22 protein-coding genes are annotated in these 25,657 nt (G+C 50.7%); 8 read left to right on the top strand and 14 right to left on the bottom strand.

The window, feature by feature from the left end; all coding sequences use genetic code 11:
- From IE076_RS18365 to IE076_RS18355, 3 genes are all read left to right on the top strand, one after another.
- The coding region (locus IE076_RS18365) for a TRAP transporter substrate-binding protein (RefSeq protein ID WP_189438239.1) at positions 1-890 on the top strand (890 nt) is incomplete at its 5' end.
- A gap of 78 nt (positions 891-968) precedes the next feature.
- A complete protein-coding gene (locus IE076_RS18360; RefSeq protein WP_189438238.1) occupies positions 969-1,511 on the top strand; it encodes a TRAP transporter small permease subunit in 543 nt (180 codons plus the stop codon).
- Positions 1,508-2,836 carry a TRAP transporter large permease gene (locus IE076_RS18355; protein WP_189438237.1) on the top strand — a complete coding sequence of 443 codons (1,329 nt, stop codon included), beginning with the start codon at positions 1,508-1,510 and terminating at the stop codon, positions 2,834-2,836. Before IE076_RS18360 ends, IE076_RS18355 begins: the two co-directional genes overlap by 4 nt.
- 126 nt (positions 2,837-2,962) lie before the next feature.
- Here the strand turns inward: IE076_RS18355 and IE076_RS18350 are convergent, their stop codons facing one another.
- The 6 genes from IE076_RS18350 to IE076_RS18325 all read right to left on the bottom strand — a co-directional run bounded on the left by IE076_RS18350 (position 2,963) and on the right by IE076_RS18325 (position 11,754).
- A complete protein-coding gene (locus IE076_RS18350; protein ID WP_189438236.1) occupies positions 2,963-4,135 on the bottom strand; it encodes a DUF3179 domain-containing (seleno)protein in 1,173 nt (390 codons plus the stop codon).
- Between the two features lie 579 nt (positions 4,136-4,714).
- The gene (manD, locus tag IE076_RS18345) at positions 4,715-5,920 is read right to left on the bottom strand and encodes a D-mannonate dehydratase ManD (protein ID WP_189438235.1); all 1,206 of its coding nucleotides are present in this window, start codon (positions 5,918-5,920) and stop codon (positions 4,715-4,717) included.
- Positions 5,921-5,935: 15 nt separating this feature from the next.
- On the bottom strand, positions 5,936-7,624 hold the full coding sequence (locus IE076_RS18340; protein WP_189438234.1) for an ABC transporter ATP-binding protein: 1,689 nt from the start codon (positions 7,622-7,624) through the stop codon (positions 5,936-5,938).
- Positions 7,621-8,766, bottom strand: coding sequence for an ABC transporter permease (locus IE076_RS18335; RefSeq protein ID WP_189438233.1), 1,146 nt, complete (start codon positions 8,764-8,766; stop codon positions 7,621-7,623). Before IE076_RS18335 ends, IE076_RS18340 begins: the two co-directional genes overlap by 4 nt.
- Complete coding sequence (locus tag IE076_RS18330; protein ID WP_189438232.1) at positions 8,763-9,749, bottom strand: ABC transporter permease; 987 nt, start codon at positions 9,747-9,749, stop codon at positions 8,763-8,765. Before IE076_RS18330 ends, IE076_RS18335 begins: the two co-directional genes overlap by 4 nt.
- A gap of 73 nt (positions 9,750-9,822) precedes the next feature.
- On the bottom strand, positions 9,823-11,754 hold the full coding sequence (locus IE076_RS18325) for an ABC transporter substrate-binding protein (protein ID WP_244649722.1): 1,932 nt from the start codon (positions 11,752-11,754) through the stop codon (positions 9,823-9,825).
- Between the two features lie 645 nt (positions 11,755-12,399).
- Here IE076_RS18325 and IE076_RS18320 point away from each other — a divergent pair.
- The gene (locus tag IE076_RS18320; protein ID WP_189438230.1) at positions 12,400-13,092 is read left to right on the top strand and encodes a GntR family transcriptional regulator; all 693 of its coding nucleotides are present in this window, start codon (positions 12,400-12,402) and stop codon (positions 13,090-13,092) included.
- Between the two features lie 85 nt (positions 13,093-13,177).
- Complete coding sequence (locus IE076_RS18315) at positions 13,178-14,152, top strand: sugar kinase (protein ID WP_308936441.1); 975 nt, start codon at positions 13,178-13,180, stop codon at positions 14,150-14,152.
- 219 nt (positions 14,153-14,371) lie between these two features.
- On the opposite strand, the gene IE076_RS18310 is transcribed toward IE076_RS18315, so the two are convergent.
- The 5 genes from IE076_RS18310 to IE076_RS18290 form a co-directional block, all read right to left on the bottom strand.
- Complete coding sequence (locus tag IE076_RS18310) at positions 14,372-15,301, bottom strand: hydroxyacid dehydrogenase (RefSeq protein WP_189438228.1); 930 nt, start codon at positions 15,299-15,301, stop codon at positions 14,372-14,374.
- Position 15,302: 1 nt separating this feature from the next.
- Positions 15,303-16,481, bottom strand: a complete 1,179-nt coding sequence (locus IE076_RS18305) for a UxaA family hydrolase (RefSeq protein WP_189438227.1) — start codon at positions 16,479-16,481, stop codon at positions 15,303-15,305.
- A gap of 1 nt (position 16,482) precedes the next feature.
- Positions 16,483-16,770 (bottom strand): UxaA family hydrolase, encoded by a 288-nt coding sequence (locus IE076_RS18300; RefSeq protein WP_189438226.1) that lies wholly within the window; start codon positions 16,768-16,770, stop codon positions 16,483-16,485.
- A gap of 34 nt (positions 16,771-16,804) precedes the next feature.
- The gene (locus IE076_RS18295) at positions 16,805-18,766 is read right to left on the bottom strand and encodes a tripartite tricarboxylate transporter permease (protein ID WP_189438225.1); all 1,962 of its coding nucleotides are present in this window, start codon (positions 18,764-18,766) and stop codon (positions 16,805-16,807) included.
- A 63-nt stretch (positions 18,767-18,829) separates the two neighbouring features.
- A complete protein-coding gene (locus tag IE076_RS18290) occupies positions 18,830-19,741 on the bottom strand; it encodes a tripartite tricarboxylate transporter substrate binding protein (protein ID WP_308936440.1) in 912 nt (303 codons plus the stop codon).
- A gap of 194 nt (positions 19,742-19,935) precedes the next feature.
- Here IE076_RS18290 and IE076_RS18285 point away from each other — a divergent pair, with 194 nt between their 5' ends.
- From IE076_RS18285 to IE076_RS18275, 3 genes are all read left to right on the top strand, one after another.
- The gene (locus tag IE076_RS18285; RefSeq protein WP_189438223.1) at positions 19,936-20,634 is read left to right on the top strand and encodes a GntR family transcriptional regulator; all 699 of its coding nucleotides are present in this window, start codon (positions 19,936-19,938) and stop codon (positions 20,632-20,634) included.
- A gap of 147 nt (positions 20,635-20,781) precedes the next feature.
- Positions 20,782-21,552, top strand: a complete 771-nt coding sequence (locus IE076_RS18280; protein ID WP_209009234.1) for a sulfite exporter TauE/SafE family protein — start codon at positions 20,782-20,784, stop codon at positions 21,550-21,552.
- A 31-nt stretch (positions 21,553-21,583) separates the two neighbouring features.
- Positions 21,584-22,603 carry a D-cysteine desulfhydrase family protein gene (locus IE076_RS18275; RefSeq protein WP_189438222.1) on the top strand — a complete coding sequence of 340 codons (1,020 nt, stop codon included), beginning with the start codon at positions 21,584-21,586 and terminating at the stop codon, positions 22,601-22,603.
- Between the two features lie 157 nt (positions 22,604-22,760).
- Here the strand turns inward: IE076_RS18275 and IE076_RS18270 are convergent, their stop codons facing one another.
- Genes IE076_RS18270 through IE076_RS18260 form a run of 3 tightly spaced genes read right to left on the bottom strand, consistent with a single transcriptional unit; the run spans position 22,761 to position 25,592 of the window.
- Positions 22,761-23,522, bottom strand: a complete 762-nt coding sequence (locus IE076_RS18270) for a DUF1868 domain-containing protein (RefSeq protein ID WP_189438221.1) — start codon at positions 23,520-23,522, stop codon at positions 22,761-22,763.
- Positions 23,515-24,501, bottom strand: a complete 987-nt coding sequence (gene galE / locus IE076_RS18265) for a UDP-glucose 4-epimerase GalE (RefSeq protein ID WP_189438220.1) — start codon at positions 24,499-24,501, stop codon at positions 23,515-23,517. The genes IE076_RS18270 and galE overlap by 8 nt, the downstream gene beginning before the upstream one ends.
- Positions 24,498-25,592, bottom strand: coding sequence for a UDP-glucose--hexose-1-phosphate uridylyltransferase (locus tag IE076_RS18260; protein ID WP_189438219.1), 1,095 nt, complete (start codon positions 25,590-25,592; stop codon positions 24,498-24,500). The genes galE and IE076_RS18260 overlap by 4 nt, the downstream gene beginning before the upstream one ends.
- Positions 25,593-25,657: the final 65 nt, after the last annotated feature.

Raw genomic sequence — 25,657 nt, 5'->3', positions numbered from 1 at the left:
AGGCATGGGCAGAGCGCGTTGGCGTGATTACTGGTGATCGCGTGAACATTGAAATGCTACCGGTTGGCACCATTGTTCAGCACACCGAGACACAGGATGCCGTTGCTGCGGGCATCATTGACGGTCACGTCACCGACACCTCTTACTTCACCGGTAAAGACGCAGCCTTCGGTCTGATCGCGAACCCGGTTGGCGCTTACAGCTCTCCTTCCGAAATGCTCAATTTCATGGAGTATGGCGGCGGTAAGCAGCTGATGAACGAACTGCTGAACCCATATGGTCTCCAGTTCATCGGCGCAACAACCCCAGGTCTTGAAGCGTTCATCTCCAAGGTTCCCCTTGATGGTGTTGATGACCTGAAGGGCCTGAAAATGCGCGCACCGGAAGGTCTGGTGCAAAACGTATTTGCAGCCGCCGGTGCAGCACCAGTGAACCTTCCTGGTTCGGAAGTGTTCACCGCGCTGGACAAAGGTGTGATCGACGCTGCTGACTACACCGTTTTCTCCACCAACCACCAGCAGGGCATGCACAGCGTTGCAGGACATCCTGTCTACCCGGGCTTCCATTCCATGCCACTGGTAGAAGTTTCCATGAACAAAGCGACATGGGACAGCATGCCAGCGGACCTTCAGGCAATTATGGAAATGTCTGTACGCGATTACGCACGTGACGTAAGTGCTCAGCTTTCCATGCGTGATGCCATTGCCGTGGCAGAAGCGAGCGCTGATGCAAACATCACCGTTCACAACTGGTCTGCAGAGGAGCGTGCCAAGTTCCGTGCGATCGCGCGCACCCAGTGGGAAAAGGTTGCTGTGCAGTCTGAAAACGCAAAACGCGTTTACGCGGTTCTGTCCGCTTACCTCAAAGAGCAAGGCCTTCTTGCCGAGTAAGCTGATTTAAGTCGCGTAAAAAATACCGGACCGTCAAATTCCCCGACGGTCCGGTACCTAGCGGGGGAGGCAAGGTTAATGTCAGATCAAGAAGAACAAAGGGACACAGGCCAAAAGGCCATACCTGAAGCAGGCCTGCTCGGGCGCATGATAGTAAGCTTAGGCACACTCTTTTCATGTGCAATTGTATTGTCTGCGGCAATCCTGATTGTTGAAGTCGCAATGCGATATCTATTCAACTCACCAACTGTCTGGGCACACGAAACCGTTATTTTCCTGACGGCCATTACGTTCCTGTTCGGTGGTCTTTACTGCGCTTCAACCAACAAGCACATCCGTGTGGTTTTGATTTACGACGCCCTTTCTCCCGGCCTTCGGCGTGTCTTCGATGTCGCCATTTCCATTGCCTGCGCGATTGCCAGTGCCTTGTTCTCCTGGGCAGGCTGGCTGGTTGTGGAGCGCGCCATCTGGACACCCGCTGGTGATTTCCGACTGGAGACCTCCGGCTCGGCATGGAACCCGCCAACACCAGGTCTGCTGAAACTGTTCCTGCTTGGCATCCTTATTCTCATGTGCCTGCAATTTGCAATTCTGGCCGTCAACTACGCTAAGAAAAAATGACCGATTTACTCGTCCTGATCCCGGATTTTAAAGCTCTGGGCATCGAGCTGGCCACGGTTCTGATGTTCGGCTCATTGCTTCTGCTGCTGCTGACGGGCATGCCTCTAGCCTTCGTCACACTGCTTGTTGCTCTCATCTTCGCTCTGGGCTGGTTTGGCCCCGGCGCGGTTCCGCTAATCGTCAGCCGCATCTTCAGCTTTGTAAACTCTTTTGTCTTTGTCTCGGTTCCCATGTTCGTTCTCATGGCCGCGATCCTCGATCGATCGGGAATAGCCAAAGACCTGTTTGACGCCATGCGCCTTGTTGGCGGCCGCTTGCGCGGGGGCATCGCCATTCAAACACTGCTCGTCGCAGTGGTGCTTGCCGCGATGTCCGGCATTATCGGCGGGGAGGTGGTGTTGCTCGGCGTGATCGCACTGCCCCAGATGCTGCGCCTTGGTTACGACCGCAAACTCGCCATCGGCGTTTGCTGTGCAGGCGGCGCACTGGGCACGATGATCCCGCCCTCCATCGTTCTGATCATCTATGGCCTAACCGCTAGCGTTTCGATCGGTGACCTGTTCACGGCAGCCTTCTTCCCGGGTCTGATGCTGGCCTGCATGTATGCGGCCTATATCCTGATCCGCGCTTATAGCAACCCGGATGTGGCGCCGATTCCGGAAGTGGGTGAGATTCCAGTTGCAGAGAAGCTTCGACTGCTGAAAGGCCTGTTCCTGCCGATCCTCGTCGTGGTGTTCGTGCTTGGCTCGATCTACGGCGGTATTGCGAGCGTAACTGAAGCCTCGGCGATCGGCGTGCTGGGTGTAACACTCTCAACTATCATTCGCCGCGAGTTCACCGTCAAACTCATCATGGGAGCTGCAAAGCAAACCCTATCGACCGTTGGTATGATCGTCTGGATCGGTGTTGGCGCTTCAGCACTGGTCGGCGTTTTCAACTTGATGGGCGGCATTCGCTTCGTTCAGGCGCTGATAACCGGCATCTCGGATGACCCAACCGTTGTGATCCTGTTCATGATGCTCATCTTGTTCGTGCTGGGCATGTTCCTGGACTGGGTTGGTATCGCACTGCTCACCATGCCGATCTTTGTGCCGATCGTGATCCAACTCGGCTACAACCCAATCTGGTTTGGAGTGCTGTTTGCCATGAACATGCAGGTAAGCTTCCTGTCACCTCCGTTTGGCCCCGCAGCCTTCTACCTGAAGAGCGTGGCACCGCCGGACATAAGTCTGGGTGAGATCTTCCGGGCGCTGCTCCCGTTCATCATGATCCAGATGGTGGCCGTCGCCATGCTGATCATCTTCCCGGGCATTGCAGTGAGCTAACGCCAAACACCGCGAAACAGCAAAGAGCCTGCTGCACCACAGCAGGCTCTTTTTGGTTTTGGCGTTATTTTTGATAGGGAAGCTGACTATTTGCGGACAGCTCACACGTCTTACAATCCAGAGACCCTAACCAAGGATCCCGGTATTGGGGAACCAATGGGACCAGACCATCCAGAACACGCCATTTTGCATGGGGACCTTGCTAAGCTGCCCTGCTGGTGTATTCCCGAAGAAGTCCACTTCGGTTACGTCTACAGTCTCACCATCAATCCGGCGGTCAAACAACGTCACCACGTCCAAGTCTTCGTCGTAGTAAAGCAGAAACGGTTGCCCATCGAGCTCGAACGCAAAGAATGGATTCTGCTCTACGAACTCTTTGGTGATCGCAAACTGCCTGTCGTTCACGTTCAATCCCCACACCTGTTCTTTGTGCGGCAAGCGCGTGTCCTTCAAGTCCACTGTCGGAAAAATAGGTGGCTCCGCTTCGTCAAAATGTTGCTCCAGCGGCCCTTCAAACAAGTTCTGCAGGAATGTGTCCACGGGGCGGTTAAACTGGTATTCGAAAACAGTTGCCTCGGGATAGACCGTCTTGAACGTTTCCCAGCTCATCATGTCATTCGGATATTCGGTGACTTTGCCTCCGGAAAATTCCTTCTCTCCGGTGATTTGCTGGATCAACTCACCTGAGTTGCTGTCTTTCATCAGAAGGTTGTTGTGCACCTGAATAAGGATGGCCAGATCCATCTTTTCGCCGTTGCTGGACTGGTCGATGACAACCGGCAAATTCGAGAGCGCGCAGAACGTCATCGTGACATCTTCACCACCAATGGTATCACCGGCGATATGCGGGATCTCAAGATGATGCCTCGGGAACCCTCGAACATCACCGTTGATTTCCACGGCGTAAATGACGTCGTCCGGCTTCATGAATTTATCCGCTTCCTCAATACTCACATATTCAGCAGTGGTCTGAGACGATGGGAACATGGTCGGCAAGAGGAAATTGGCTGCAAAAATGCAAAGGAATACACCGACAGTCGCAAGCCCCATGAGGTACCTATGCATGAGTGCGTAACGTGCATTCAAGACCCACATGACCGCGAGCAAAATGAGGTTGATGCCGATGTAGACCCAGCGGTGCTCATAGTAGGTGATCAGCCATTGGCGCGGCCAATCCAGCAATTGCCCAACCTCTGTCATCAACATGGCAGCAAAAATAGCCATGAAAGCGGTGACCAGCCCCAGGACAAGGAAAACCCATATGAGCCCGGCGCTTGGCGTAATTCTTGTCTTCGTCATGTCGTTGCCTTTTTCCCGTGATCCTAGACAACAGAGGTAAGGCCATTGCAAATGACCTTGGTTAAAATTCTATGTAGTTGATTTTGGAGGGCTGTTCACACCACAGCTTAAGATGTCGGCCACTTGCTTCTAGTGCGCGAACATAGCCGCAGTGCCCGCGGCGCGAAAACCTCTGTTCAGTCGCTGTCAGTTAAACAATTTCGCAGAAGGTTCATTATGGAACTTATCACTCACAAAAACGGTTGGACGAGTTTGTTCAGCGCCTACTGCCAAGCTTTTTCTCTGGTTTTCATCAGCGGGTATGCAATGCATGTAAGGTGGTAATGCAGGTGTGTGGTTCCGGGTTGTCTTCAACAACCTCCTACCGCTTCAGTTACACTACCTAGGCAGCGTAACTGAAGCGCAGACAATTTTCGTAGGCCAGTTGCACCGAAGACCTGCGAGTTTCCAAGGGCGTTCACACGGGACCGATATTCGGCAAGTTTCACGCCTAAGTTCACGGAGTTGGACAAACTTACTGCGAGTTACGCAGCAGCCTGTCTTATGCTCCGTGTACGCTTCTCACAGCCGCATGTCCCATTACCAATGCCACAAGGTGCCATCTTCGAGCCGGTTTACGGGCAAGTATGCTGGCTCATACGGGTATTTTTTTGCGAGCTCTTCATCTATATCCACGCCGTGGCCGATTGCTTCGCCAGGGTGGAGGTAGCCATCGGAAATGCTCCAATTATGTGAAAAGACTTCGAGTGTTTCCGGTGTGTACTCGGTATATTCCTGAATGCCGAAGTTTGGTGCCCATAGGCCGAGTTGCATGTTGGTGGCAAAGCAAGCAGGAGACATATCCATCGCGCCATGACAGCCCGTGCGCACGTTATAAATCCCGGCAAGGTCCATGATACGGCGCAGTGAAGTTACGCCGCCAGCATGAACAGTTGTCATCCGAATATAATCAATGAGCTGTTCTTCAATCAGCAAGCGCGCATCCCACACCGTATTGAACACTTCGCCAACGGCCAGTGGAGTCACCGTGTGTTTTCTGATCAAACGAAAGCCTTCTTGGTGCTCAGCTGCGACCGTGTCCTCAAGCCAGAATAGTCTATATGGTTCAAGGTCTTTGCCTAAGCGCGCGGCTTCAATTGGCGTCAAGCGGTGGTGGGTATCATGCAGTAATTCCACATCCCATCCATGGGTCTCACGCAGAGCGGAAAACAGGTTCGGAACATGGCGTAGGTACTTGGAGGTTGACCACACTTCTTCATTGGGTAGCGCATTTAAAGCGGCGGTGTTGGTCGATGATTTATCGGTCCCATATACGGCAGGCAAGCCAGGGATTCCGACCTGCGCACGGATGGCTTTGTAGCCTTCGTCCATACGCTTCCCAACGGCCTCAACTGCTTCAGAAATTTCGCTGCCCTGCGCATGTACATAGCAAAGCAGCTTGTCACGGCTGGCGCCGCCAAAGAGCTGGTAGAGCGGCATGTTTGCAGCTTTGGCCTTGATATCCCAAAGGGCGGTATCAATTCCTGCGATTGCGGCCATTGTTACCGGTCCGCGGCGCCAATAGGCACCTTTATACAGGTACTGCCAGATATCTTCGATCCGACTTGGATCTTTGCCAATCAAGAGCGGAACGAGATGGTCCTCAAGGTAGGCAACAACCGCCTTTTCACGGCCATTCAGAGTGGCGTCGCCAATCCCGGTGAGCCCTTCATCTGTAAAGATTTTAACGGTGACGAAGTTCCGGCCAGGGGAGCATACGATTATTTTTACGTCTGTGATTTTCATATTGGCGTCCAAGGATTAGGCAGTAACTTCAGGTGCAAAACGAAAGCGATTGTGAAGGCGCCTGTCTAATGGGTCGGGGTTTGGTATGGCTGATAAGAGGGCTTGGGTATAAGCGTGTTGCGGATTGTTGATCACCTGATGCGTTTCACCAGTTTCTACAATTTTTCCGCGATGCATCACCGCCACTCGATCGCACATGTATCGGATTACGGACATATCGTGAGAGATGAACAGGTAGGAAAGTCCAAGCTCATCTTGCAGCTGCATCATCAGATCCAGCATTTGCGAGCGAAGAGAAACGTCCAACGCCGACGTCGCTTCATCTGCAATGATGAGACGGGGCTTCACGGATATCGCTCTGGCAATACCGATACGCTGGCGCTGGCCGCCGGAAAAAGCATGCGGGTAACGCTCTCGCCAGCTTGGAGGTAATCCAACCTGCTCCATGAGCGCGCAGACCTGCTCTTCAAGCTCTCTGCCTTTGACACCCATAAGATTGAGCGGCTCGGCGATAATCTGGCCAACAGTTTTACGGGGATTGAGGGACCCAACAGGGTCCTGAAAAATCATACGGATTTCGCGGCGCACAGCTTTAAGGTCAGCCTTATTGGCACCGGCAACTTCGCAGACGCTGCCATCGGAGCGTTTAAAGTCGATCCGGCCTGAAGATGGATCATAAATCCTCAGCAAGCACCGGCCGATGGTTGTTTTTCCTGACCCCGATTCCCCCACGATGCCCAGGGTTTCGCCGGAGTGGACCGTCAAGGACACATTGTTTACAGCGTGGTGACCGTTATCAAAAACCATTGACAGGTCAGAGACCTCTAACAGTGGCTTATATTCTGTTGAGGCATCTAACTGCTCGGCGCGAACTTCAGCTTTTTTCTCAAGCTTCACGACCGAGCTGATCAGGTTCTTTGTGTATTCATCCTCAGGGTCATGAAAGATTTTTTCGACTGATCCAGTTTCTTTTACCTTGCCGCGAAACATGACCAGCACTTCATCAGCGATCTCTGCAACCACGCCCATGTCATGGGTAATGAACATGACCGCCATGCCATTTTGTTGCTGCAGCTTACGAATGAGGTCGAGGATCTCCGCCTGAGTTGTCACATCCAGCGCTGTAGTGGGTTCGTCCGCAATCAAGAGTGCCGGATTACACGCCAAAGCCATGGCGATCATCACCCGCTGGCGCATCCCGCCCGAAAACTCAAAGGTGTATCGGTCGATCGCTTTCTCCGGATCTGGAATCTCTACCTGCTGAAGCAGTTCAATGACCCGTTGCCGGCGCTCTTTACGAGATAGCTTGAAATGGAGCTTAAGCACCTCCGCAATCTGATCACCAACCCGGTGTACAGGCGAGAGAGAGCTCATGGGCTCCTGAAAGATCATTGCAATTTCATTGCCGCGAACAGCCCTGATCTCCTGCCCTCGCGGGTTCAGCTGTGCCAGGTCTGTGATCGAACCATCGGGACGTGTCAGTTGGATTGATCCACCTTCAATCCGTCCCGGCGCATCTACAATTTGCAGGACAGAGCGCGCAGTTACAGATTTGCCTGACCCTGACTCGCCGACAATGCAAAGGGTTTTGCCACGTTTCACCTCAAATGAAACATCATCAACCGCCCTGAACATGCCTTTGCGTGTCGGGAAGTACGTTTTCAGGTTTTCAACTTTTAAGATGGTTTCTGCCGAGGCACTCATGTGGTCGCTCCGTATGGATCTGCTGCATCGCGAAGGCCATCACCGAGGAAGTTCAAGGACAATACGGCGATAACAATCGCAGCTGCCGGCGTAAACAAAAGCCAAGGGGCCTGAGCAACAGCGCGAATATTCTGAGCTTCTTGAAGTAGCGTTCCCCATGAAATGATCGGTGGCTGAAGCCCGATGCCGAGGAAGGACAACGCCGTTTCCGACAGGATCATCGTTGGAATTGCAAGTGTTAGAGTTGCGATGATGTGACTGATGAAAGACGGTACCAGGTGGTGGAATATGATGCCGATCTCACTCATGCCATCAAGCCGAGCCGCGATCACGTAATCCTCGTTTCGAAGCGAAAGGAACTTGCCGCGCACTTCCCTTGCAAGGCTGGTCCAGCCCAAAAGCGATACGATGAGCGTGATACAAAAATATGTTTGTAAGGGAGGCCAGCTCACAGGTATGGCGGTCGCCAATCCCATCCAAAGCGGGATTGTTGGGATCGAACGAAGCAACTCAATGAAACGCTGGATCAACACATCTACCCAGCCGCCGAAGAAACCGGATATGCCGCCAATGGCAACTCCAAGGACGAGGCTAACCACGACCCCGACAAGGCCAATCGACAGGGAAATTTGTGCGCCATAAAGCACACGGGAAAGAATATCCCGGCCCAGGCGATCCGCGCCAAACAGGTAAAGACTGTCGCCGATTTTTGGGTCTTTAATCCCGAAAAGCTTGGTTTCCATTGGAATTACGCCGAGAAGCATATAGGGCTTGGCGGGCACGAAAAATCCCAGGAACACCGGATTATCTGGATCTGCCGTAAATTCCCGCCGCAGCGACTCTTTGTTGAGCGTCATGCTCAACCGGCTCACATTGGGGGCAAACGATCCATCATGAAAGAGATGGAAGCCTTGCGGGGAAGCATATGTAAAGCGCGCGTTTGTGCTGTTGGGGTCAAAAGGTGCGATAAATTCCGCCAGCGCTGCAACAACGTACAGGCTGATGATCACAACCAGACTTATGACCGCCAAACGGTGTTTCTTAAAGCGCAACCAAAACAGCTGCCACTGACCGGCTGTCGTTAGATCTTCGCCGCGTGTAACAGTTTCAACTGCTGTATCGATGTTTGAATGCGTGGTCATTGAAGCCTAATCCGAGGATCTGCGAGGGCGAGAAGGATGTCTGATATGAGGGTGCCGATAATGGTGAGAACAGAAACCAAGAGGATGAGCGACCCAGCCAGATACATGTCCTGAGACAGCAAGGCGCGCAGAAGCAAAGGACCTGTCGTCGGTAAGCTCATGACAACGGAGACAAGGATTTCAGCTGAAACCGCTGCGGGCAAAATCCAGCCGATGGCGGATATAAGCGGGTTCAATGCAATTCGAACCGGGTACCGTATCAACAGCTTCAGCTCTGAAAGCCCTTTCGCCCTTGCAGTTGTAACGTAGGGCTTGCGCAGTTCATCCAGCAGGTTTGCGCGCATGATGCGCAGCAACGCGGCAAGAGATCCGGTACCGATAACAACAACTGGCAGCCAAATATGTGTAATCAGGTCCCATAGGCGGCCAAAGCTCCACGGAGCGTCGGCATATTCAGGTGAAAACAACCCGCCTACGCTTTTTCCGAAGTAAGTTGACACAACGTACATGACTGCCAGCGCCAAAACGAAGTTCGGCAGTGCCAGGAAAACGAAAGCCAGAAAGGTCGTGACATAGTCACCAATGGAATACTGGCGAACTGCTGAGAGGATGCCAATCGGAATGGCGACCGCCCAGGCAAAACACAGCGTCAGTACGGCTAAAAGGAATGAGTAGCCCAGTCGACCCCAGATGAGCTCAGCGACGGGTCGTCCATACTCAAATGACAAGCCGAAGTCTCCGGCCGTGACGATACCGGCGATCCATTTGTAGTATTGGATGTAGATCGGTTGATCGAGACCATATCGCTCTCGCAGAGCTGCCACGGTCCCCTGCTCTACCGCCCCACCTTGACTGGCCCAATCAGCCATCAAGGTTGTCATAAAATCTCCTGGAGGAAGCTGGATAATCCAGAAGGAAATTATGGAGACGGCGAATATCGTCGGAACCGCGTAGATCAGACGCCGTATTACAAAGTTAAACATATTTGCTTGCCCGAGAGAAATTCAGAAGTGGGTTCAGGCGAAAGACAGCAGCTTTCGCCTGAACCCGCAGTTATTACTTGCCGCCTTCAAAGTACCATGAGCTGAGCGTCGGAGCCGGATGCCAGAGGGTTCCGTTGATCGCTATTGGTTCAACGATATTCTTGAGATCGTTGGAAACCATCATGTACTTCAGACTTGGCTGCACGATGCCGATTGTTAGGAAGTTATCAGCAGAAAGCTCGAGGAAATCTTCCATCTTCGCTTTGCGGCTTGCATCGGAGCTAGCGGTGGTCACTTCATCATAAGCTGCCATGAGCTGCTGAATGTTCTCTGGTGGCTGTTGGCCGTTATCATGATCTGCGTACCAGTCTGCCCACTCAGGAGCATAAAACACATCGGCGCGCTGATAAGGCATATAGCAGCGAACATCGGTGTAAACCTCTGACAAGCCGCCTACACAGTTCCAGATGTAAGCATCCTGCTCGTTGGCATTCCACATTGTGGTCAAGCGAGAGCGGTCGGTTGTCCTGATCTGAATATCAAGACCAACGTCTTTCGCATATTGCTGCACCATCTGCATGACGTCTGGATAAGACAGCCCGAAGACGTCAGCCACCATGAAGTTTACGGTAAAGCGTTCGCCGTTTTTATCTAACCGGTAGCCCTCAGCATCTTTCTTTCCCAGCACCTTATCCAGATACTGGTTCGCCAGTTCCGGATCATACTCAGTAAATTGCTTGGATGCCTTCTCGTTGTACAGCTCATGTCGCTCACTGACTGCAACTTGCGACGGCGTTCCCTGACCGACGTAGATCAGATCGATGATCTCCTGGCGATTAAGCGCATGGCTCAGACCGATGCGGAAGTCTTTGTTATTGAAGATTTCGTTTTTGACCGGATCATCAATATTGAGGTTCAGCAGCAAGACCGCATCGTTTGCCGGGATGTCTTCAACATCGACAAACCGATAGTTGCCGGTTTCTGTGCCATCATAGAGAACCGAGCGGAATGTGGCGTTGTTGATATGACGGAAGGCAAAGTCAAACTCGCCAGCAGTCATCTTCAGCACCATCAGCTGAGGATCATCAATCTTCGCCCATGTAACCTTATCAATGTACGGAAGCTGATTACCGGCCTCATCAACCTTCCAGTAATACGGGTTACGGGTCGCGGCAACGCGGTTTCCGTCTGCATAAGGAACAGTCAGAACCCAAGGGTTCAGAGTCGGAAGCTCAGTGTTCTGCCAGAATGTTGGCATGAAGCTCGGAGACACTTTTGAATGGAACAGAGAAACCCAATCACTAGCCGTCGAGCTTTGCTCCAAGATTGCCGGAATTCCTTCCGAATTGTACCTCTCGTGGAACTGTTCCAGATAATGTCGCGGGTAAACGATAGGTTGGTGCCCTTGCCCATAGGCAAGCTGCTGCATGAACAGTCCGTAGGGCACGGTAAATTTAAACTCGACTGTTACGTCATCAATGCGACGTACCTTGACCGGCTCTCCGCCTGCCACAAATACGGAATTGGGGCTTGGTGTGAGCGCCTCATTCATGAAGACATCTTCGTACCAGAACATGATGTCATCTACAGTGAATGGCGCACCGTCGCTCCACTTCAGCCCTTCGCGCAGTTTAAAGGTGAAGGTTGTAGCATCGTCAGATACGGTCACCTCTTCCGCGATTGAAGGCTCAATTTTAGTCCAGGACGTATCCCAGCGAACGAGCGTTTCATTCGCTACGGTTCGCGTGAGATTATATTGATCACCATTGGCAAGAATGGTTGTACGAAGGGTGCCGCCATAATCCCCAATACCGTCAATGCTGGCCTCAACATAAGGATTTGCAGGCAGCCGTTCTGCGACTGGTGGCAGGTCCCCGGATTGTACTTTTGACTCTAAAATTGGTGCCTGCGAGTAATCAGCTGCAAATGCAATGGCTGATGTGGCCAGCAATGCGCCCAGCAATGAGCCCCCAAATGCAGCCTTCTTAAATGTATAAGTTCCCACTTTTTTACATTGCCTCCCGGACAAGTTCCCTCGCATCGACTCCGTGATTTGCGGTAGATTTTCTGGCCTTTGTACTTCCCAAAACTCAGCGCAGAATTTGCTTTGATGCCCACCCAGATCATCAGCCAACGAGATCAATATGCGTTTTCTGTGTACTATAACGAGCAAATCGTACATTATTTTTCTGGAACTATGTATATAATTGAGTATTATCCACACAGATATTTCAGCGCGGCGCTGGAAAGGGGAAATTATGCAGGTATATGAGCGGATTACGCTCCTGGGACTGGCGTGATACCGAGAACAGGAGAGAGCCATTAGCGAACTGGCCGGGGGGCGGGAGTGCGCGCAGACCAGATCATTCACTGGGAAGAGCAGATCACTTTACCCATGCCAGTTGTGTCTGGGGCTTGCAAACAAGTCAGCCAACAGCCTGAAGGCGCCGTTGATAGACACACGCATCACTTGACTGGCATAGGCCCGATCAGGCTTATTACTAGCAGTTGCAGCACATTATCTCTGCCACTGCATACGCGGAGCGGAGCCACTTAGATACGGCGCACAACGCGCCGAGCAAACAAGGACGACCTCTGGCATCGGCATGAGCAACACATTTTCAAAGAGAGACAAACAAGAGCCTTACCCATGATCATACAGGGACAAGAATCAAAACCACCTTCAAAGACCACGGTATATTCCAGGCTCCGGGACGAAATAATTTTGGGCCGTGTGAAGCCGCACGACCGCTTGAAGGTGACGGAGATCGCCAAGAGGTTTGGCTCCTCGACCAATCCGGTACGCGAGGCACTTCAGCAATTATGTGGTGAAGGTTTTGTCGTCATGACCCCCAATCGGGGTGCACGTGTGCGTCCGATGGACGAAAATTTCGTACGAGACATCGTCGAAATTGAAATGCTGCTTGAACCGAAGCTGACCAGCTGGTTTGTCGAAATGGCAACAAGCGAGGACCTGGCAGAGCTGGAGGCAATTTGCGGCCAGATAGAAGACCTGAACTTTCAAGATAGCCTTGCGCACAACAAGCTGGATATGGATTTCCATCTTGTGATGTACAAAAAACACTACAATCAACACGCTCTTGAGCTGTGGCGTCGTCACAGGGATATTCTCTCAGCTATCAGCCAGCAATTCCCCAACTCAACCTCTCTGAAGCGGCAAAAAGAGATACTTGAAGAGCATCGGCTCATTATTAAGGCGGTTAGAGAACAGGATATTGATCAAGCCGTTGAAGTCATTTCAAAGCATGTTGATGGCGCTGGAAAGCATGTCATTGAGCAAATTAGATTACTCCGCAATGGCAGTCCTGAGGGCCTGATGTAAAAGTAACTGAGTGATGTATTGAAGCGGTTTTCTAGGTTCTTAAGCCCAAACAAAGCTTTGCACCAGAGCCCCAATCTTACGCGCCATGCCGCAAAATAATAAAAAGGTCTCCCAGATGGCCCCTTCAGAAAAAAAATCAATCGCCTGCATTGGGGAATGCATGCTGGAAATCGCGCCGGCCGGGGGTGGTTTGTTCAAGCAAGCCTTTGCTGGAGATACCTTCAACTCTGCGGTTTATCTAGCGCGACACTTCAGCGATGAATTGACCGTCTCTTACATCACCGGTCTGGGACAGGATGCGTACAGTCACAAGATGATGGCTGCATTTGAAGAAGAGAACATTCGCACAGATGCTATCCAGATTATTGCGGACCGTTCTCCAGGGCTCTATTTGATCGAAAATGACAGTTCCGGCGAGCGCTTCTTCCATTATTGGCGCTCTGCCTCAGCTTCCAGATACATGTTTGACGGCTGGACATCCACCGACATCGCAAAGCTCTTGCGCAACTACGATTGCCTTTATCTCTCCGGCATTTCACTTGCAATTCTTGACGAAACGCAGCGGCAAAACCTGATTGAGGCGCTGCATACTGTCAAGCAAAACTGTTTCATCGCATACGATCCAAACTACCGCGCCAACCTATGGCCAGATACCGACGCTTGCCGGAAAACCAACAAACAGCTTGCTCAATTAGCTGATATCGCACTGATCTCCAAAGAGGATCACATAGCCCTGTGGGACTCTGCATCCTCCGGCACCATCGCAGCCGAATGGGCATCTTGGGGCGCAAAAGAGGTCGTCGTCAAAGACGGCGGCGCAGACTGTCTGATCTTAACGGACAAGAATGAAACCCATGTCTCCGCTCAAGACAACATCACCCCTATCGACACCACAGGAGCAGGAGATTCCTTCGCCGCAGGCTATGTAGGCGCACGCTTACTCGGCCGCTCCCCCTCTGAGGCAGCCACAGCCGCGCATTCCATCGCAGCAAAGGTAATTCAGCATCGAGGAGCGATTATTGCGCAAAAAACGCGCCGTAAGAACGTGAGCGATGGCTGAATGACGAAGACAAGCGTGCAGCTTGCCAGGAGGTATTGCGCGGCAGCATCCTTCCCTCAGGAAACAAGTCGATGAGTTACTAGTTTATCTATGCACAGAACGCATGCTATTCAACTTGGCATTGCCAGTGACGCTCTTGGACGGCAAGCGCTCGAGAAGCCGCAGAGAAAAACTGAAATGGAGGCCCTACGACCTTCTTAGGCAGTCCAGCTTTATGACTTAAAATTCGAGTGCTTGTTTGACTTGTTTAACGGTCATTTTGCTGACACGCAAATTGGATTGTACCGTCACGCCTGCAATATGCGGTGTTAAAATCAAGTTGGGGCAATCATCAAAGATGGATGCGTTGCCGTAAGTTAAAGGCTCGTTTTCGAAAACATCTAAGGCCGCGCCCGTCAAGCTAAGGTCTTTCAACTTTCTAACCAAAGCGCCTTCATCAACCACACCACCACGTGCGGTATTGATCAAGACCGCATTGGTCTTCATTAAATCAAGCTTTTCCTCATTCACCATATGCCGTGTTTCATCGGTCAGTGGAACGTGCAAGCTTAGGGCATCTGCCTCCCTGAAAACCTCATTCAGCTTGCATCGCCTCGTTGTTTGCCAGCCTTCATCATTTGGCGCCAAATACGGGTCATATGCGATAGTTTTCATTCCAAGTGCACGAGCCTTTTCCGCAACTGTTTTTGCAATGTTACCAAAGCCAATAAATCCCATGGTCGTCTTTTGGATTTCGTTGCCCATCGACAGGCTCTCACGAGGCCAGTTGCCGGAAAGCATTAGGTGCTTGGCAAACACCACATTGCGCTGCAGAGTTAAAACCGCGCCAATCACGTATTCTGCGACCGCGTGAGCATTTGCCCCTGTTGCGGCTTTGACTTGAACCTTGCGCTTCTGACAGGCAATCAGATCAAAATTATCAAGACCAACACCAAGCCGGCCAACTACTTTCAACTTGGGGGCTGCATTGAGGAGCTCTTGATCAACAACCGTTTTATTTCTCACAATAAGCGCATCGGTATCATGAACGGCCTGCAATAACCTTGGGCGATCGTTTGCGAGGGCTGGGTCATAGAGGATAGAATAACCGCTCTCGAAATCATCGAGAGCGGTTTCAGCCATAAACTCAGTTATGACTATACGTTTCATTTTAGGCGGACCTGTACAGCTTCGTCATCGAAAATTCGCGGTGCCCAAGTGCTTCTGCAGAGGTATACCGACCATTTGCAGTGCGAATGATTGAATCAATCAAAGCATCACCGGCCTGGTCAATGGTCTGCGTTCTCGTCAAGACACCAGTTACATCCACATCAATGTGCTCAGACATTGTACGCAGCGTGCGCGGGTTACCTGAAATTTTGATGACCGGTACAATCGGATTGCCGACCACATTTCCCTGTCCAGTTGGGAATGTATGAATGACGTAACCTGCTGCGGCCATCAAAACCACGCATTCAGCCGCCGCTGAGGAGGTATCCATATAATACAGACCCGGACCTTTTTCCGGAGCGACTGCCGGTCCGACAGCATCGATGTATCGTGACGTTTTGCCAATCTTCTCAAGATTGCCCAGGGCTTTTTCTTCGATAGTGGTCAGACCACCAAGAATATTCCCCTTGGTCGGTTGGCTGTCAGATAAGTCATCGGTCTGGTGCGCAAAGATCACATCGCGGGAGTACGCTTCCCAGATTTTCATGAACTTTGCGCCAGCTTCCGGAGTTGCGGCACGCTTCTCACAGATATGTTCTGCCCCAGTGATCTCAGAGGTTTCTCCAAAACAGCCGTAAATGCCATCTGGCAACAACTTGTCATACATATTGCCAACAGTCGGGCAAGATGAAAGACCTGTTGTTGTGTCGCTCTCTCCGCACTTGGTAGAAATCCAAAGATCGGATAGGGGGCAATCTTCCTTCTGCAGTTCCGTTGCCCAATGAACAAATTCTTTTGCTTTTTTGGAGGCTTGCTTGATCGTTTCAAAATCGCCGTTCTGCTCAATGGAAAAACCCTCCACAGGTTTGCCGGTCTTGGCAATTCCATCAACGATCACTTTGGTCCATTCCGGTTCAATCCCAATCACAACAACCGCTGCAACGTTTGGATTTGCGCCCGTGCCAATGATGGTGCGGAAATGAAGATCCAGATCTTCCCCAAACTGCAAACGGCCATAGGCATGAGGAATTGCCATAGTCCCTTTGACATTGTTGGCAACAGCTTCACAAGCTGCGTTTGAAATGTCATCGACTGGCAAAATTAGCACGTGATTGCGGACGCCGACGCGACCATTTTCGCGGCGCCAAGCTTTTACTGTTTGGTTTTTATACTGAGACATCTTACCACCGTTTAGTTTTGCAATTATGGGTGTGAACGTGTTCGCCAACGGCAACAGGCGCAACTATTCGGCCAATGTCCTCACCGTACTTCGTCACCGTCTGGCCTTCTGACAAATCACTCAGAGCAACCTTGTGGCCAATCGGAATGTCAGACTTCACGACCAGCCTGAAATCTGAATTGTCAGCGGTGACGACACAGAGCATTTCTGTGTTGGCTTTCAAATCCTCGACAACAACAACACCAACGTTGTCCTCTTTGTCGTGAACCAATAAATGCGGATGATCCATTACAGACCCTTTCATCTGCTTTGAGGTTAAGTAATTAGGGGAGCGCGACCCCCAAAAGTTGCGTGAATAAAAGGCAGCACGCGACGATTACAAAGGCGACTGAGCCAATCAGAACCAGCTTGTGTTTGGTGGAATATTGGTCATGCTGCGCAGGGATAATGAGCACTAAGCCCATCATTGTTGTTGCCCCAATAAAGCCTATGGTTGGAATGAGAAATGCAGCAATAAGCATCACGACCGGAACGCTTAGCATACGCACCAACGAGCCTTTAATCGGCGTATCGACTACTTGTTTGGTCGTCAGAGTTTTTAAGAAAGCCAGAGCAACCAACACCAGCATTGCAGTCGCAATGGTGCGTGGAAAGACAGCTGCATCTACATTCAGGTCGTTTGATTGGACATAGAATATCAGGCCAACAGCACCCATTATCGCAATGCCAAATAGATCAAATCCAACCTTGAATCCGTCCGCCTTACTTTCACTTGTCGGAAGAACGGCAGGAAAAACACGCGGCAGTAGCAATGTTTTTAAATACGGCATGAACGGGTAAAGAACGCTGACCAATGTTAGGCCAATGATCACCATAGAAATTGGCCGGCCAAAGAACTGTCCGGACAAGTTGCCCATGGCATCACCAATCGTCCAGCTTTGAACAAAACCCTCTTCTGCAATGCGGCCTAAGATAAGACCCAAAACAATCGGTGAGGCAGAGAACCCACGTTTTGACGCGATCCATCCAATCACCCCTAAGACAATCATAATGATTGAATCAGAGATATTGTTTCTGATTGCGAAACTGCCAATCACCGTCATAAAGGCAACCAGTGGAACCAAGGCAGCTTTTGGTGCTTTGACAATCGCTTTATAAGCGTAGCGGCCAATCAACAAACCGGTCGGCAACATCAATAGTGTTGCAAGAAGCAAGCCGAAAATGAAAGTGTAAACCACACTCGCACTATCGGTAAATAACGTAGGACCGGTTCGCACGCCCTGAACAAGTAGTGCACCTAGAATGACAGCATCTGGCGGAGTGCCCGGAATACCCAGAACCAGAGTGGGTATGAACCCACCTCCAACGGTCGCGTTGTTCGCAGACTCCGTTGCAACGATACCGCCTGGATTACCCGTTCCAAATTTGGGAGCAGCTTTGTTTGTGCGCTGAGCTTCTGAATAGGCAATTAAGCCAGCAATCGATCCGCCAGCACCAGGAAGGGCGCCAACAAAAGTTCCGATAATGGAACTGCGCACGGCGTTTAGTTTGTTGAAGCGGAATATTGAAAACGCTTCTTTTAAACGGAAATCTGCTGTGTTCTGTTTAACATTCAGATGTCGATCTGGTGTTGCAACCAAGTCAATCAAAACCGGGATGCAGTAAAGTCCGATCAATGCAGAAACGATTTCTACGCCGCCAATGAGCGTTGTGGACCCGAAAGTGTAGCGGACCTCTGCACTTACCTCTGAAACCCCAATCATGGCCAGAAGGATCCCGAAACACGCGCCGATCAGGCCTTTTATAAAGTCGCCATCTGAAAGGCCCGCAATCAAAGACAATCCGAAAACTGCAAGCCAGAAATATTCAGTAGATCCAAATGCAAGTGCTGCTTTTGCAAGGGGCGGCGCCAGAAACAGCAACGCCAAAGCCCCGATCAATCCACCAAATACGGAAGACAGGCAAGCAACAGAGACAGCAAGATCACCCTTGCCTGATTTGGCCATCGGGAAGCCGTCGAATGTTGTTGCAATGGCTGATGGAGTGCCTGGTGTGTTGAGCAAGATCGCCGCATAAGCGCCGCCGTAAATCGCTCCTGTATAAATCGCCCCCATAAGGATCAATGCGGAATCTGTCGGCATTGTGAAGGTAAGCGGAACGAGAACAGCAACAGCCATAGTTGCCGTTAGTCCTGGAATGGATCCAATAATCGTTCCTGCAGTCACCCCCAGGAGCGCCAGAACAATGTTAAATGGGGAGGCCGCCGATAAGATGAAATCAAGCATCGTCTATTCCGCAGATTGGAGAAGAAAACGGCGTGCACCAACTCATGCACGCCGTTCTAAAAGCTAATCGATAATACCTGCAGACCGCGCGGCACTTATGTATTCACTCGATTTCTCAGCCATGAAGGAATCCATTGATTGACCGTAGGAAACGTCAATCATGGCAAAACCTGCATCAATCATCTGCTGTTGGAACATCTTATCATTGTTGATTGCAGCAATGGCGTCGGACATTTGCTGGCGAGTTTCCTCGGACGCGCCTTTTGGAACAGCAACGCCGCGATAGGCTCCAGACACCATATCAATTCCAAGTTCTTTGAATGTTGGAACATCCGGGAATGCAGGATGGCGATTGTCCATAGCAACAGCTAAGAGCCGGACTGAATCGCCCTGTGCTTTTCCAACCGTGGTATATCCCCATTGGGCCGTAACCATATTGCCAAGCAAAGCGGTGACTGCCGCACTCGTTCCCTTAAATGAAACGTAGGTGGTGTTTACTCCTGTCTGCTTGTCAAAGTTGACTTGAGCAAGATGGTTCGCCGTTCCCTTGCCTGATCCGGAGAAGATTACTTTTTTGGGGTTACTCTGTGCGTCATCAATCAGATCTTGAAGCGTTTGATATGGGCTGTCTGCTTTAACAACGACTGCATCTGGCGTGTAGTGGAACCAGTAAACTGCAGTAATGTCGTCAGTCTTAAACCCAACATCGCCCTGTTCAGGTTTCACAACAATATGGGGCAAGTTAATGCCCATCATCGTGGATCCGTCTTCTTTCAGACTATTGAGACGTGACCAACTGACAGCACCGCCACCGCCCGGTTGATAGGCAACAACAAGTTGCTGGTTATAGAGCTTTTCGAAATAGGGCTGTTGTAATCGCGCGGTGATGTCTGATTCACCACCTGGATTGAATGGAATGACGTAGTTGACAGAACCTGATGGAAAATCTTGAGCAACAGCATTGCCAGATAGCAAAACCGTGGCTGCGATAAAAATATGTCTGAACCTCATATGTATCTCCCCCGAATATATTATTCTAAGATATTGATATGATTATTATTTTTATTGATTCCTGATCATGCAGCAATTACGTAATTGACTATCTTGTATAGTTATTCTTATATAAGAGTCAATATGGATACACCGACCTTTGGCAAAAGGAAAATGTCTTGAGTGACAAATTGTACCTAACTGTTTTCGATGCAGTTGTTCAGCGGATCGTAAGCGGCGAGTATCCGCCGGGTTTGCAATTGCCAAATGAATTCAAGCTCGGTCAGGAATTTAATGTAAGCCAGGGCACTGCGCGCAAAGCCCTTATCGAACTGGAAAAGAAAAACATTGTTCAGCGCCGCCAAGGGCGTGGATCTTTCGTCACACTACAGACACCTGAAAACTCGTTATTTAAGTTTTTCCGGTTGCGGGACGAAAACGGAAATCCCGTCACCCCAAACTTGGTCAATCAAACAGTTCTTAAACGTCGGGCAACAGACAAAGAGCAAAATACTTTGTACGGGAAGCCCAAATACGTTTTTGATATCAATCGGTTTCGATCATTCAAGAATCAGCCGCTCAGTTTTGAAAACTGCGTTGTATCCGCTGACCTGTTCCCGGGACTCGATAGCCGAGGACCGTTGCCGAACACACTTTACGTATTGTTTCAACAAGCTTATTCGATTGTGGTGATCAGCGCAAAAGATGACATAACCGCTGAGCCTTTGGCAAAGAAACCTGCTGAAATCATGGAGATGGCGACCGGCATACCTGCTTTGGTTTGTCGCAGAAAGGCATTTGATATTCTGGAACGCGTCGTTGAGTTACGCACCAGCATATTTGTAACAAAGGACATGCACTACAGCGTTGAAATGTGATGAGAGGCGCTTGCCTCCCCGTCGTTATATTGCAGTCAGCGTGTAAGGCAGCGTTGTTCACGCCAGATTAGTTCGTGAGGGTAGACGACACGAACTGCTCAACTTCTCATTTGCGGGTTAGACTTGATCCCCTCACTGTCTCTCCCGATGCTGCAAGGCGACCTCAAGGACCCCCTTATGGAATGGACTTTCCTGATTTTGACGACATTTTTTGCTGCGACCCTGCAAGCAGCAACCGGTTTCGGCTTCGGGTTGGTTGGCGTCACAATCTTTGTCATTTTGTTGCAATCAACCAGCGCGGTTCAGATCGTTATCATCGTGACCTTTGCCATGTCGGTTTTTCATTGGCTCAAGATTAGATCACATGCGCCAGACCATCTGGTGAAGAAAATTATGCTTGGTTGCATGGTGGGTTACCCAATCGGCGTTCTGATTTTCAGCAATTTTGACCTCTACGCACTGAAGCTTTCTGTCGCCCTTCTTATCCTTGTCGTCAGCGCCCAAAATCTTTTCGAGATTCTGAAAACCCGGCGCGGAGGAACGCCGAACTTTCTGCCAATGCGCGGCAGGCATTTTGCGGGCGTCGGAGCCGTATCTGGCATAATGGCCAGCGCGCTTGCCATGCCCGGGCCTCCCGTCATCGCCTATCTGGCGCAATGCGAACTGGACAAAAACGCCATTCGTGCAACCGTAATTACATGTTCGACTTTCTCCTATGGCGTAGCGCTTATCTTGCAAGCATCGTTCATCGGCATCGATACAACGACGATGACCACATCAGCTATTCTCATCCCCATTGCGCTTATAGGTACTTTGTTCGGCGACTATATTGCTCGCTTTATCAACCCTACCCTTTTCAAAAACATTGTGTTGGTCGTTCTGCTCTTTAGCGGCCTGAACATGGTTATCAACTTGTAATTATTTGGGAATTTGCGGAGGATACGAAGAAATGCTGTCCAAGAAATTTAATAAGGTACAGCTTGGTCACTTGCCAACTCCATTAGAAAGCATGCCGAACCTGAGCAAACGCCTGAATGGTCCAAACATCTGGATCAAGCGGGATGACACAACGGGCCTTGCCATGGGGGGCAATAAGGTTCGTCAGCTGGAATATTACTTCGGAAAAGCTGAAACGGATGGCTGCAATGCGGTTTTGACAACTGGTGCGGTGCAGTCTAACCACGTCCGTCAGACCATCGCCGCCGCCCGCAAGCTGGGCTGGTATGTTGAAGCGCAACTGGAGCGCCGTGTTGAAGGCCGGAAGCCTGAGTATAACACCAGCGGCAATGCTTTTCTCGACAAGCTGATGGGCGCTAAACTGCATTACTACCCTGTCGGCGAAGACGAGCACGGCGCTGATAAAGCCATGTATGACCGCGCCGAAGAGCTGAAAGAAGAAGGCTACAAACCCTATGTGATCCCACTAGGTGCCGTGGGTAAAACGCCGTGGGGTTCATTAGGCTACGTGGAATGCATGGAAGAACTCATTTCGCAATCTACGGCAACGGGTCTTAAGATCGATGGCATTGTGGTTCCAACCGGCTCCGCAAATACTCATGCAGGCATCCTTGCCGGACTAACTAGCTTGGGCGCTGATATTCCCGTCTACGGTTTTTGTGTGCGCCGCGACAAGGTCGCCCAAACAGAACGCGTTCTTACTAAGACCCGCAAAGTGCTGCAGCTTCTGGGTCTTGATGAATCTCTCGTCACCGAAGACTTGGTGAACTGTGAAGATTGGGTGTTAGAGCCGGGCTACGGGCAACTAAACGATGCGACGGAAGAGGCCATCGAGCTTGCCGCTTTCGAAGACGCCATTCTGCTAGACCCCACTTACACAGGTAAAAGCATGGCCGGATTGATTGGAATGATCCGCGATGGAGCATTCACCGAAGATCAGAACATCGTCTACCTGCACACAGGCGGCGCCCCTGCCCTGTTCGGCTACCCGGAACTGGTTGAAGAAAAATAAGAGAGCAACGGGGGGAAACAGGAGGTGAGTAAGCCCCCATTGGGAGGCTGTTCTCCTCAATCCTGCGGGTATTTTGGTCCGCAGGATTATGAATGCAGGTCGGCGCTCACCGTCAAATGGTTACGTCAGTCAACCAGAAAGACGAAGGCAGATCGCTCTAGCTATCATCAATCAGGGCTAACGCAGGAAAATGGTGCATAGTGTCAAACTCGCAAAACTCCAGAGGTCCGAAATCTACCTGCCGGACCGAGTCAAGATAGGTATCATACAAATCCGTTGCTGCATCCCAATAGGCCTCCGCCGCAGCAGTCTCAAGCCACTTGGTCTGATAGGACAGCGTAACGTGGAATCGATAGCTCGAGATGTCCGCTCTATAAATACCCGTCAAATCTTGAAGGCTGTCGCGGATCTGCTGTAATGCACGCGCATCTTTTTCGCTGGCTGGTTCCATGCGGATCCGGTTTGGGGAATCTGGTCCAACAGGTTTCACCGAAACCCTCTGAGGTAACTGCAACATCTTGAAGCGTCTAAGATAACACTCTGTTATCTCCCGCAGACCTGTTCCTCTTTCAAATTCTTTTGGCCAACCGTCCGAGCCAAGCGGAGAACCGCTGACCCCACAAAACTGCGTCATATGAAAACTTGGCTCAGGCAAAAAGGTAAAATGAGAAGCTTGCGGCAGTTCCTTCAAGCCGCGCTGCATTTTACAAAGCGCCTCGTAAAAATACGTCCTCGGATTAACAGAATAAATGAAGGTGTTTCCTGGAAAATTGAGCGGTTCCCCAGAACTTGTGAACTTTCCTCCTCCTCCCGGCCGAGATATTGACGGCGGGAGCTCGTCCGACGAATTCGCTCCCGTCAAATTGTCAATAACAATCGACCTTTCGCGTGACGGCGAGCGCGCGAGCGACTTAAGCATTTGCAAATCTCCACGCGTCCTCAACTATTGATTTGAGATCGCTCCGCATTGGGCGCCAGTTCAGCAGTTGATTTGCAACACTTGGATCTGCGACGAGAACCGCCGGATCTCCCGGACGACGTTCAGCCTCTATAATTTTCACAGGCTTTTTCGATATTTCCGCAACCGCATTGATGACCTGCAGGACGCTATATCCTTGGCCAGTCCCCAAATTAGCAGCATGAAAGCAGCCAGTATTCTGCCCTTGAAGGAAGTTTAAAGCAGCAACGTGCCCTTCTGCCAGATCGTAGACATGAATATAGTCTCGGATACAGGTCCCATCGGGTGTTTCATAGTCTTTTCCAAAAACCGAAATGTGCTCCCTGACACCCTGCGCTGTCTGGATAATCAATGGAATGAGGTGTGTTTCCGGATCGTGCCGTTCGCCTGTCCGACATTCTGGATCAGCGCCCGCTGCATTAAAATATCTCAGTGCAAAGGCCTGCAATCCATAAGCGGTGGCAGCTGACTCCAATATGGTTTCTACCATGGCCTTGCTGTGCCCGTAAGGATTGATTGGAGCTTTACTCAGAGTTTCAGACAACGGGGAGCTAGTGGTCTGGTCACCGTAGACGGCTGCCGTAGAAGAAAACACGATCCTCTTAACATTGGCATCTTGCATCGCTTCAAGAAGAGCAAGGGTGGAGGCAACATTGTTTTGATAAAATGACAGGGGATCAACAACGGATACACCTGCTTCGATGAGTGCCGCAAAATGCACCACTCCCTCGATCTCATGTTTTTCCATAACCTCGGCGAGCTTTGCCCGGTCCTTCAGTTCGCCTTCTACGAAAACATCACCAAAGCAGGCATCTCTGTGACCGGTCGAGAGGTTATCGTATACAACAACCGTGTAGCCCGCTTCTTTGAGAGCGAGGGTGGTATGCGAACCAATGTATCCCGCACCACCGACAACAAGTATATTTTTTGTTGAACTCATTTTTGTTTTACTGCCTTTTCAAGATAGTGCACTTTGCTTTGGTCCCGCAATCGTTCGGCAGCGATCTCTGGCGTTATATCTCGTTGCGCATCGGCCAATAGCTCATATCCCACCATGAACTTTTTCACTGTCGCTGACCGCAAAAGTGGCGGATAAAAATGTGCATGCAAACGCCAGTGAGAAGTGTCTTCTTGATGACAGGGTGCCCCATGCCATCCCATTGAGTAGGGGAATTCAGTTTCGAACAGATTGTCGTATTGCACTGTCAGGCGTTGCAAAGCACCAGCAAGATCCTCAGATTGTTCTGGCGACAGGTCAGACAGCCGGGCTGTATGAGTTAATGGCAACAGCAATGTTTCGAAAGGCCAAGTCGCCCAAAATGGTACAACACATAACCAATGCTCGGTAGAAAATACCACGCGTTCGCCTGATTTCAGTTCTCGCTGAGCGTAATCGTCCAGCAAGTTCCGACCAGTCTTCACCAAGTATTCTTTTTGATGCTTATCTTCGAGAGAAACGGTCGTCGGAACGGAATCGGATGCCCAGATTTGTCCATGAGGGTGTGGATTTGAACACCCCATAGCAGCGCCTTTGTTTTCAAAAATCGCCACCCATTCGTATTTTTTTGACAGCTCGTCATATTGTGTCTTCCAGCAATCAACCACTTGTCTGATACTGGACTTAGAGAGGCGCGGCATCGAAAGGTCATGCCGCTCGGAGTAACAGATAACGCGGGCCTCTCCGTTCACTGCCTCTGCTCTCAGCAGCTCGTCACTCGGAAAACTCTCTAAATCACCATCGGGGAGAAGTGCTGGAAAATCGTTGGGAAAAACATAAGGGCCGCAATAGTCGGGGTTAGTGACACCATTGATGCGGGTATTTCCCGCACACAGGTAGCAGCCTTCGTCGTGTTTCGGAACTTCTGATTGCGGGGGCTGCTCGACTGCCCCTTTCCAAGGGCGTTGCCCTCGCTGTGGAGAGACCAATACCCATTCACCGGTGAGTGCATTAAATCTTCTATGCGGTTTCCCAAAACCCGCAAGATGGCTTTCCGGCAGTTCGGGCGACGCGTTCTTATTGTGATAATTCATGGGATTGGTCCAATGATAGCTTGATTGGAGACTGGCTCTTGTCGGCTGTATTTCGTTCAACGTCA

Source organism: Pseudovibrio japonicus (assembly GCF_014651595.1).
Classification (GTDB): domain Bacteria; phylum Pseudomonadota; class Alphaproteobacteria; order Rhizobiales; family Stappiaceae; genus Pseudovibrio; species Pseudovibrio japonicus.
This window is presented reverse-complemented; position numbering and strand designations above follow the sequence as displayed.

What these genes read in the sequence shown, in the direction of transcription:
- IE076_RS18360 (WP_189438238.1), top strand. Translation starts at nt 969, where the DNA reads ATGTCAGATCAAGAAGAACAAAGGGACACAGGCCAAAAGGCCATACCT.
- IE076_RS18355 (WP_189438237.1), top strand. Translation starts at nt 1,508, where the DNA reads ATGACCGATTTACTCGTCCTGATCCCGGATTTTAAAGCTCTGGGCATC.
- IE076_RS18350 (WP_189438236.1), bottom strand. Translation starts at nt 4,135, where the DNA reads ATGACGAAGACAAGAATTACGCCAAGCGCCGGGCTCATATGGGTTTTC.
- manD (WP_189438235.1), bottom strand. Translation starts at nt 5,920, where the DNA reads ATGAAAATCACAGACGTAAAAATAATCGTATGCTCCCCTGGCCGGAAC.
- IE076_RS18340 (WP_189438234.1), bottom strand. Translation starts at nt 7,624, where the DNA reads ATGAGTGCCTCGGCAGAAACCATCTTAAAAGTTGAAAACCTGAAAACG.
- IE076_RS18335 (WP_189438233.1), bottom strand. Translation starts at nt 8,766, where the DNA reads ATGACCACGCATTCAAACATCGATACAGCAGTTGAAACTGTTACACGC.
- IE076_RS18330 (WP_189438232.1), bottom strand. Translation starts at nt 9,749, where the DNA reads ATGTTTAACTTTGTAATACGGCGTCTGATCTACGCGGTTCCGACGATA.
- IE076_RS18320 (WP_189438230.1), top strand. Translation starts at nt 12,400, where the DNA reads ATGATCATACAGGGACAAGAATCAAAACCACCTTCAAAGACCACGGTA.
- IE076_RS18315 (WP_308936441.1), top strand. Translation starts at nt 13,178, where the DNA reads ATGCCGCAAAATAATAAAAAGGTCTCCCAGATGGCCCCTTCAGAAAAA.
- IE076_RS18310 (WP_189438228.1), bottom strand. Translation starts at nt 15,301, where the DNA reads ATGAAACGTATAGTCATAACTGAGTTTATGGCTGAAACCGCTCTCGAT.
- IE076_RS18305 (WP_189438227.1), bottom strand. Translation starts at nt 16,481, where the DNA reads ATGTCTCAGTATAAAAACCAAACAGTAAAAGCTTGGCGCCGCGAAAAT.
- IE076_RS18300 (WP_189438226.1), bottom strand. Translation starts at nt 16,770, where the DNA reads ATGGATCATCCGCATTTATTGGTTCACGACAAAGAGGACAACGTTGGT.
- IE076_RS18295 (WP_189438225.1), bottom strand. Translation starts at nt 18,766, where the DNA reads ATGCTTGATTTCATCTTATCGGCGGCCTCCCCATTTAACATTGTTCTG.
- IE076_RS18280 (WP_209009234.1), top strand. Translation starts at nt 20,782, where the DNA reads ATGCTGCAAGGCGACCTCAAGGACCCCCTTATGGAATGGACTTTCCTG.
- IE076_RS18275 (WP_189438222.1), top strand. Translation starts at nt 21,584, where the DNA reads ATGCTGTCCAAGAAATTTAATAAGGTACAGCTTGGTCACTTGCCAACT.
- IE076_RS18270 (WP_189438221.1), bottom strand. Translation starts at nt 23,522, where the DNA reads ATGCTTAAGTCGCTCGCGCGCTCGCCGTCACGCGAAAGGTCGATTGTT.
- galE (WP_189438220.1), bottom strand. Translation starts at nt 24,501, where the DNA reads ATGAGTTCAACAAAAAATATACTTGTTGTCGGTGGTGCGGGATACATT.
- IE076_RS18260 (WP_189438219.1), bottom strand. Translation starts at nt 25,592, where the DNA reads ATGAATTATCACAATAAGAACGCGTCGCCCGAACTGCCGGAAAGCCAT.